Annotated in this window: 5 protein-coding genes; 2 read left to right on the top strand and 3 right to left on the bottom strand. The window is 63.8% G+C overall.

Features of this window, described 5'->3' with window-relative positions; translation table 11 throughout:
- Positions 1-47: 47 nt before the first annotated feature.
- The gene (locus tag QP413_RS05275; protein WP_284780964.1) at positions 48-1,172 is read right to left on the bottom strand and encodes an alpha/beta hydrolase family protein; all 1,125 of its coding nucleotides are present in this window, start codon (positions 1,170-1,172) and stop codon (positions 48-50) included.
- 391 nt (positions 1,173-1,563) lie between these two features.
- Here QP413_RS05275 and lpdA point away from each other — a divergent pair, with 391 nt between their 5' ends.
- Together lpdA and QP413_RS05285 are read left to right on the top strand one after the other, a co-directional pair.
- A complete protein-coding gene (lpdA, locus tag QP413_RS05280) occupies positions 1,564-2,988 on the top strand; it encodes a dihydrolipoyl dehydrogenase (protein WP_284780965.1) in 1,425 nt (474 codons plus the stop codon).
- Positions 2,989-3,223: 235 nt separating this feature from the next.
- Positions 3,224-4,345 carry a hypothetical protein gene (locus QP413_RS05285; RefSeq protein WP_262369064.1) on the top strand — a complete coding sequence of 374 codons (1,122 nt, stop codon included), beginning with the start codon at positions 3,224-3,226 and terminating at the stop codon, positions 4,343-4,345.
- A gap of 98 nt (positions 4,346-4,443) precedes the next feature.
- On the opposite strand, the gene ramB is transcribed toward QP413_RS05285, so the two are convergent.
- Together ramB and QP413_RS05295 are read right to left on the bottom strand one after the other, a co-directional pair.
- Entirely contained in the window at positions 4,444-5,988 is a 1,545-nt protein-coding gene (gene ramB / locus QP413_RS05290) for an acetate metabolism transcriptional regulator RamB (RefSeq protein ID WP_246817958.1), read from the bottom strand.
- A gap of 106 nt (positions 5,989-6,094) precedes the next feature.
- The gene (locus QP413_RS05295; RefSeq protein WP_284780966.1) at positions 6,095-7,549 is read right to left on the bottom strand and encodes an LssY C-terminal domain-containing protein; all 1,455 of its coding nucleotides are present in this window, start codon (positions 7,547-7,549) and stop codon (positions 6,095-6,097) included.
- Positions 7,550-7,890 lie beyond the last annotated feature (341 nt).

A 7,890-nucleotide genomic window follows, 5' to 3' on the forward strand; every position in this document is an offset into this window, starting at 1 on the left:
GGCCCTCAACAGGGCCGGGCGGTGTGGGTTTTTAGTTCCCGAAAGCGTTAGTTCCCGAAAGCCCTCTTCAGGACCGGCAGGTAGCCGCGCAGGTCGTCCTGCCAGTAGCCCCACTGGTGGGTGCCGGTGTTGCGGAAGTTGAAGGTGGCGTCCTTCTTGCCCAGGGAGCGCAGCTTCACATCCAGGTCGTGGGTGCAGTTATTGGTGGCAGCCTCGATGACGCCACCCTCAACAGCCACGGTCGTGGCCGCGGACAGGTCGCCCCTCACGCGCTCGGAGCTCAGCACGTCGTGCTTGCCAACCAACCCAGAGGCGTTGGAGACGTACAGGTTCGGCTGCTTGACCAGGTTCTTCGCGTTGACCAGGGCATCGTCGCGGAGGGCTGCCGGGGTGTGGGAACCGCCCCACATCTCGTTGACGTTGGTCCCGCCGCGGGCCAGGGTGATGTTGACGAAGGCCGGGGCCAGACCCTTGGTGGTCGACGCGCAGCCGGAGAAGGAGCCGACGGAGTCATAGAAATCCTGGTTATGTGCGGCCAGGTTCAGCGAGGAGGTGGCGGACATGGACATGCCCGCGATGGCGCGCTTGCCGTTGGCCTTCAGTTCCTTCTCGATGGTCTGCGGCAGCTCCTTGGTCAGGAAGGTCTCCCACATCGGCTTGTAGTCAACCTTGCTGTACTTGTGCACCCAGTCGGTGTAGTAGCTGAACGCGCCAGACATCGGGATGACGATGTTGGCGTTGAGGTTCTCGCCGTAGTAATCGATGATGTCCGACTGGTTGATCCAGTTCGCCCGGCCCTCGCCGCCGTCGGCGCCATTGAGCATGTACAGGGTTGGTAGGCCGGCGGTCTCGCCCAGCTTCTTACCCTTCGGGCCGATGACGACCAGCGGGATCTCCAGGCCACCCATGGCCGGGGAGGTTGCGGTGGCAAAGCGGACGTTGTGACCCTGGTTCTTGAGGGTCTTGATCTTGCTAACCCACTTGCCGTTGGTGCTCGGGTTCACGGTCCCGGGCAGCTTGTCCCAGTACAGCTCCGCAGCCTTCGCATTGCCAGCGACGGCCTGGGCGCTCACCGGAGCGGCCGAGGCAGAGGATGCGGTGTGGGTGGCCATGGACAGTGGCATGAGGGCCGCGAGGGATGCGGCGAGGCCACGGGCGAGGTACTTCTTCATCGAATTGTCCTTCGTGTATCAGCTGTGGTGATCGGCGGTTTTCTGTCCCCGGTCCGACCAGCGGCTGGGAATCTACCAGCTAGATAGTAGCCATGATTATGAGACAAGGGAAAGTAAATGCCAGCTTTTCTTAGTATTTTTGCCCATAAAGCTGCTAGAACTAATGCAGGAAGTGGACAGGCCGTTCCCATTCCTCTGGCATCGCAGCACGTGAAAGCCAAGAAACTTCAGATTTTTCCCTCGGAACTTTAAGGACCACCAGACATGCAGTTCATCGACCAGATCATCCTCGTCATCACCGACTTCCTGGGTGGATTCGTCCACGGCAGCGCGGACGCTTTCTCGAACCTGAAGCTGGCTCTGGGCTCTATTTAGCTATAAGGTTGGGGCCGTGGCTGAACATTATGACGTAGTAGTAATCGGTGCAGGCCCTGGCGGGTACGTCGCCGCAATTCGCGCGGCGCAGCTGGGCCTCAAGACCGCAGTTGTCGAGAAGCAGTACTGGGGTGGCGTGTGCCTCAACGTGGGTTGTATCCCCTCGAAGGCTCTGATCCGTAACGCGGAGCTGGCGCACACCATCACCAAGGAAGCGAAGACGTTCGGAATTACCGGCGATAACATCTCCATGGACTTCGGTGCAGCGCACAAGCGTTCCCGCAAGGTCTCTTCTTCCATCGTCAAGGGTGTTCACTACCTGATGAAGAAGAATAAGATCCAGGAGATCAACGGTCGCGGCGAGTTCGTCTCCGACAAGGAGATCTCCATCGTCGACGGCGACGATAAGGGCAAGAAGATCACCTTCGATAACGCCATCATCGCCACCGGCTCGGTCGTTAAGTCCCTGCCGGGCGTTGAGATCGGCGGCAACATCGTCTCCTACGAGGAACAGATCCTCGACGAGAACGCCCCGAAGTCCATGGTCATCATCGGTGCCGGCGCCATCGGCATGGAGTTCGCCTACGTGCTCTCCAACTTCGATGTGGACATCACCGTCGTCGAGTTCATGGACCGCGTCCTGCCGAACGAGGACAAGGACGTCTCCCGCGAGATCGCGAAGCAGTACAAGCGCCTCGGCGTGAACCTCAAGACCGGTCACAAGACCACCGAGGTTCGTGACCTGGGCGAGGGCAAGGGCGTCGAGGTGGACATCGAGTCCGCCGACGGCAAGAAGTCCGAAACCCTCAAGGCGGACCGCGTCATGGTCTCCATCGGCTTCGCCCCGCGCACCGAGGGCCTCGGCCTGGACAAGGCCGGCGTCGAGCTGGGCGAGCGCGGCGAGATCGTCATCGACGAGCGCATGCGCACCTCCGCGAAGAATATCTACGCCATCGGCGACGTCACTGCGAAGCTGCAGCTGGCCCACGTCGCTGAGGCGCAGGGCGTTGTCGCGGCAGAGACCATCGCTGGCGCGGAGACCCAGGAGCTGGGCGATTACCAGATGATGCCGCGCGCTACCTTCTGCAACCCGCAGGTCGCATCCTTCGGTTACACCGAGGAAGCAGCCCGCAAGAAGGCAGAGGAGGACGGCCGCGAGATCAAGGTCGCGACCTTCCCGTACACCGCCAACGGCAAGGCTCAGGGCCTCGGCAACGCAGTGGGCTTCGTCAAGCTCATCGCGGACGCAGAGTTCGGCGAGCTGCTCGGCGGTCACATGGTCGGCCCGGACGTCTCCGAGCTCCTGCCGGAGCTCACCCTGGCGCAGCGTTTCGACCTCACCGCGGACGAGATCTCCCGCAACGTGCACACGCACCCGACCCTGTCTGAGGCCATGAAGGAAGCCGCCCACGGTATCGGCGGCCACATGATCAACCTCTAACAGGTCCCCGGGGCGCGAACGCGCCCTAACCGGCGGGCCACAGCGCCCGCCGAGAATCTCTGCAGCGCGCCCCCGAACGGGCGAAAATGACCGGTTCGGGGGCGCGCTTTGCCGTGCTTAGAGCATTGACCGTAAAATCCACTCCACCCAGCGCAGATACTGGTGATGTCGCACAGCCCGGACGCGCTGCGGGCAGTCCACCATCTCCCCTGAGGCAAGGAAAAACGAAGCACCCATGACCACCCGCATCGGCATCGTGGCAGACCCCGGTCTGCCCGAGCGGCGCGCTAAAGCGCTCTTCGCCGATCTCCAAGCAGCAGCCAAGGACCACCGCACCGGGGAACCCGCCGAACTCTACTTGCGCATCGGCTCCTTCCCGATGAGCTCCCGTGGAACCGTGGAGCTGCACGACAACACCATCGAGGTGCTCGAGAAGTACCAGTGGGACCGGCTGATCTACCTCACCGACCTGCCACTCAGCACCCGCCGGCCGGTGATCAGCCAGTGCATCCAGAACGGCAAAGCCACCATGCTCTGCCTCCCCGCCTTCGGCCTGCTGCGCGCGAAGCTCGGCCTGAAGCAGGAGATGACCCGCCTGGTGCAGGGCAAAATGGCAGGTGCGGGCGTGCCCGAAGAGAACATCGACGGATACGAGGACATCGCGGGCGGCGACGTCCGAGCGGATACCACCCGCGTGCTGGAGGGCCGTGGCCGCACCCTCCGCCTGCTGCTCGGCATGATCCGCTGCAACCGGCCGGTGGCCCTGCTGCGGGTGCTCTCCGGGTCCATCGCCCTGGGCGTGGCCAGTGGCGCGTTCGGCGTTTTTTTCGGCTCGATCTGGCTGATGAGCTCTCTGATGCCGATCTGGCGGCTGATCCTCATCAGCATGCTCGCGATCTGTGGGATGACCTTCTGGCTGATCTACAACAACAGCCTGTGGAACCCCCGGTCCTCGAAGTTGCACTACGACTCGGTGGGGTGGTGGCGCGCCCGGTGGGATAACTACGCCACCCTGGTCACCGTGGCGATCTCCTCGCTGCTGATGTACCTGCTCCTCATCGGGGTGCTGCTCATGCTGGCGGCAGCGATCGTGCCGGTGAAGTATTTCAGCCTGCAGATTGGCCACCCGGTTCAGCCGTGGAACTACCTGCTCTTGGCGTGGTTCGCCGCCTCGCTCGGCATGATCGCCGGTGCACTTGGCTCCGGCTTCGACTCGGAGGAGGCGATCCAGCAGGCCACCTATAACCGCCGCGAGCTGGAACGCCGCGCGCAGATCGGTCTTTTCGACCGCGAAGAGCCGGGCTTCGGCTACTACAACACCGATACCTCGCTCGACATCACGCCACCGCGCCACTAGTCACACCACTAGCGACGCCACTAGCCACGCGGCGGCGCGAGCGTTGCTCCAGCAACGTCCTGGGCACAACGACATCCGCCCCTCGCGCCCGAAAGCCGCTAGTACGGCGAGACCGAGGAACGGTGGGCGTCGATATCCACCTGCCGGTCGATCGGCGGGAACGCGCGCTGCGGGCAGGTCATCCTCGGGCACAGGCGGCAGCCGGAACCGATCGGGGTGGCCGCGGAGGTGTCCTCCAGGTCCAAGCCATCGGCGTACACGGTGCGCTGCGCGTGCCGCAGTTCGCAGCCCAGGCCGATAGCGAACATCTTGCCCGGGTTCCCCCACGCCGAGCGGTGGTGATTCACCGTCCGGGCGACCCACAGGTAGGTGCGACCGTCGGGCATCTGGGCGATCTGCCGCATGATCTTGCCCGGGTAGCTGAAAGTCTCATAGACATTCCACAGCGGGCACGTACCGCCCGAGCCGGAGAGGTGCAGGCCAGAGGCGCTCTGCCGCTTAGACATATTCCCCGCCCGGTCCACCCGCACGAAGGTAAAAGGCACACCGCGCAGGCTGGGGCGCTGCAGGGTGGACAGGCGGTGGCAGACCGTCTCGTAGCCCACCCCGTACTCGCGCATGAGGAATTCCAGGTCATAGCGGGATTCCTCCGCGGAGGCGTGGAACTGCCCATAGGGCATCAGCAGGGCCGCCGCCCAGTAAGTGGCCAAGCCACGGGAGGCCAGCCTGCGGGAGGCATCAGAGGTGAAGTTGCCCAGCTCCACCAGGGAACGGATGGTCGGGCCGGCCTCCAGGTAGGCCAGCTCGGTGGCCAGGCGGAACGCGATCTGCCCTGGCCGCATCATGGCGGAGACGTACAGCCGCTTCGTCTCTGGGTCGAAGCTGTGCTGCGTGTCGCCCATGTCCCGGGAGTAGGTGACCGTCACGTTGTGCTTATCCGTGAGTCGGTCGACGAGGATCGCTTCCGCGTGGCGGATCTGCGTGGCCCCGAGGTTCAGCTTTTTCGCGAGCTTCTCGGCCTGTACGTCCAGGACGTCCACGTAGTTCTGCCGGGCGTAGAAGTAGTCCCGGACCTCCTCGTGCGGCATGGAGAAGGCCTCCGGCCCGGAGGCGCGCCCGAAGAGCTCGCCACGAGGGGTAATGGACAGCACCGCAGAACCCTGCAGGCGCTCCTCGGTGGCCAGCGTGAGCTTGTCAGAGACGTTCCGGTAGCGGCTGTGCATGTCCACCATGGCGCGGGCGATCGCGGGGTGGTGGCGCACCAGCTCGGCCAATTCGGTGACGTCCACCGGAGTGGGCCAGATATCGCGATCGGCCATGACGTCCTGAACCTCGGCGAGCAGGCGGAGGGAGTCCTCGTTGGCGAAGAAGGTGGCGTCCACACCGAAGGCCCTGGTGATCTTCTGCAGCACCGCCAGGGTCAGGGGGCGCTGATCGTGCTCGATCTGGTTCACGTAACTCGCGGACAGCCCCAGGGTCGTGGCGAGCTGGGCCTGCGAGATATCCCGCTCCTTGCGCAGCTGGCGCAGGCGGGAGCCCACGAAGTTCCGGTTCGTCTCGTCCGGCGTGCGGGGGCTCTGGGAAGCTCGGGCACCCTGGGTGCTCCGGACACCTCGGGAACCGGGGGACGGTGCGTCGGCCATGCTGAACCTTTCTTCGTTGCGGAGGCGTTCTGTCGCGGAGACGTTCCGGTGCGGGGCGTTCCCCGGGCACGTTCCTGCTGAATATCTCGCCCGCGGCTGGCGCTGCCTACTCCACGGACACCCCGCGGTTGGGGTGGCGCAGATTGTAGCTAACCACCTTGTCTTCCCGGTCGCCGCTGACCCAGCGCCGCGAACTTTCGGAGGAAATACTCATCACCAGCACCAGCGCGACCGCCACCATAAAGAGGTTGCTGGCCACGTGGTTTTCGGAGGTGCCGGCGGCGAGCAGGTCGCCGATGGAGATCAACGTGATCGTCACCATCAACAGCACGCGTGCCCACCGGATGCGCATGAAGGTCAGCGCCAGGAACACGAGCGTTGCCAGCGCCCCGATGAAGTGCCCGTAGAGCACCCAGGTCTGCTTCAGCGAACCCGTGACCCAGCCGATATTCGCCAGCTGGGTGCCGGAGAGCCACGCGGTGTACATCGCCACGATGGCGGTCAGCGCACCGACGATGTTCATCTCGGCCGGGGGAAGCTCCTTGTCCCGCTTACGGTTGGCGGCTTCCTCCTCCTTGCGCGCCTGCACGCCGTCGCGCACCTCGGGCACGTCAGCGAGCCTTTCGGCCGCGCCGGTGACGTCGACAATCGGGAGGTCACCATCCGTGACGATCTTGTCCCCGCCGCCGTTGTGGCAGATGTACGGGGAGGAGAAGTCGGGAAGGATATTCACCGTGATCTCGGGGTCGACGTACTGCAGGGTGCCGATGAGGTAGTCGCGCTCGGCGTCCGTGTCCTCGTCGATCTTGTGGGTGACTTGCCCGGTGAAGCTGGACAGCCCCACGCCCCGGTCGTAAGTCGCGCCGGCCATCCAAGCGACCTTCTCGCCGCCCGGCAGCGCCCAATCATCCGGGGTGCGCCACAGCCGCACGTGGTGGCGCTTGGACGCGCTGCCGGAGTCCTCCTGCTGATAGGCGAAGGCCTGCGAGCGCTTGAAGATCACCAGCGGGCTGACCGGGGCTGCCGGGTAGGACTTCCGGAACACGCTGGATACGGCAATCTTCCAACTGGAGCGCAGCGTGATCTTGTCCGCTTTCGTCCAGCCCGCGGCGAGCAGCACTGCGTGGATATCCTCCTCCGAGCCGTGCAGCGCAATATTCACCGGGTCGCCCAGCAGTCCATCCGAGGTGCGGGCGCGGGCGACGAAGTAGTCCGGCACGTAGACGAAGGTGAATAGCTGGTGCATGCGCGGCAGCGAGAGGTACGCGAGCACGAGGAACCACCAGATCACCCAGATCAGGCTCTTGGTTTCCATGTTGAAGCCGTTGAGGATCATCAGCGCCAGGTACCAGGCGGTCAGGGCGAGAGTGACGATGATGAAGAAGGCGTCGATGGCGGTGTAGACGGAGAGTTTGCGCTGCCCCTTCGTCGTATCGTTTTTCGGCTGATACTCCGGGTACTCCTCCGGTACCGGGTAGGGGTTCTCCTGGTCGCTGATCCGCGTCAGCTTTTGCTCGCCTGCCTGCTCTTTTTCCTGCTGGCTGGCCTGCTGCTGCGCCATCTTGTGGTCCTTCCTTCTGTCCCCGGGGCGCTCTTAGTTTTAGGACGTCAACCTCGCCCTGGCGCCCGGCCTGCCGGTAGAGATTCGGCAGGGTGATGGTGGATATGAGTGTAGCGGGGAGGGGTGGATTATCCGGTTCGGGATAGCGAAAACCCCGGTGCGGGTTAAGTAAAGAAAAGTGTGTCCGCATGCCACCATAACCCCAGACCACACACCACAAATCACCAAAGAATAGCTCCCCGAAAGCTATTACCCACACCATCCGGTGCTGTTGCAAAGTTGGGGCAGTAGGAAGACCGGCGTGGAATAATCAGGTCCATGGGCATCTTCTCCGGTCGGCA

Source organism: Corynebacterium sp. UMB4614 (assembly GCF_030217065.1).
Taxonomy (GTDB): domain Bacteria; phylum Actinomycetota; class Actinomycetes; order Mycobacteriales; family Mycobacteriaceae; genus Corynebacterium.

Excerpts from the sequence above, each read along its gene's own strand:
- ramB (WP_246817958.1), bottom strand. The coding sequence starts at position 5,988 with ATGGCCGACGCACCGTCCCCCGGTTCCCGAGGTGTCCGGAGCACCCAG.
- QP413_RS05285 (WP_262369064.1), top strand. The coding sequence starts at position 3,224 with ATGACCACCCGCATCGGCATCGTGGCAGACCCCGGTCTGCCCGAGCGG.
- QP413_RS05295 (WP_284780966.1), bottom strand. The coding sequence starts at position 7,549 with ATGGCGCAGCAGCAGGCCAGCCAGCAGGAAAAAGAGCAGGCAGGCGAG.
- QP413_RS05275 (WP_284780964.1), bottom strand. The coding sequence starts at position 1,172 with ATGAAGAAGTACCTCGCCCGTGGCCTCGCCGCATCCCTCGCGGCCCTC.